At 77.2% G+C, this 604-nt stretch carries 1 protein-coding gene; it reads left to right on the top strand.

The window, feature by feature from the left end:
* On the top strand, window positions 1-604 hold a 604-nt coding region (locus GT030_RS12815; protein ID WP_161201214.1), incomplete at both ends, for a glycosyltransferase.

Raw genomic sequence — 604 nt, forward strand, 5'->3', positions numbered from 1 at the left:
CGCGCCGAGGTCCTCACCCCCGGCAGCAGCCACGCCCGGCGCTGGCAGGAGCGGTGCGGTGCCGACCGGGCCCGCATCCGCACCGTCCATCCGGGCATGGACGCCGCCCGGTTCGCCGAGGTCGGCGAGGCGCCCGACCGCGCCGACGCGGACACGCTGGTGTGGGTCGGCAGGATCGAGCCCGGCCGGGACCTGGTCTCGCTGCTGCACGCCTTCGCCGAGGTCCGCAAGGAGGAGCCGCACACGCGGCTGCGCATCGTGGGCGTGCCCGTCGGGGCCGAGGGGGAGGCGTACCTCGCGCAGTGCCGGGCGCTGGCCGCCCAGCTCTTCCCGGACGAGGCGGAGGGGCTGCACGCCGTGGGGGACAACCCCGTGTCGTTCACCGAGGTGGGGGCGCCGGAGGCGCCGACGCTGCCGGACGCGTACGCCGCCGGGGCCGTGGTCGTGCTGTCCAGCGTGGTCGAGGGGTTCCCGGTCAGCCTGGCCGAGGCGATGTTCTGCGGCCGGGCGACGGTGTCCACGGACGTGGGCGCGGTGGTGGAGGTCATCGGGGGCACCGGGCTGGTCGTACCGCCGCGCAACCCGCGGGCGCTCGCGGAGGCGT

This window comes from Streptomyces sp. SID1328 (assembly GCF_009865595.1).
Lineage (GTDB): Bacteria > Actinomycetota > Actinomycetes > Streptomycetales > Streptomycetaceae > Streptomyces > Streptomyces griseoluteus.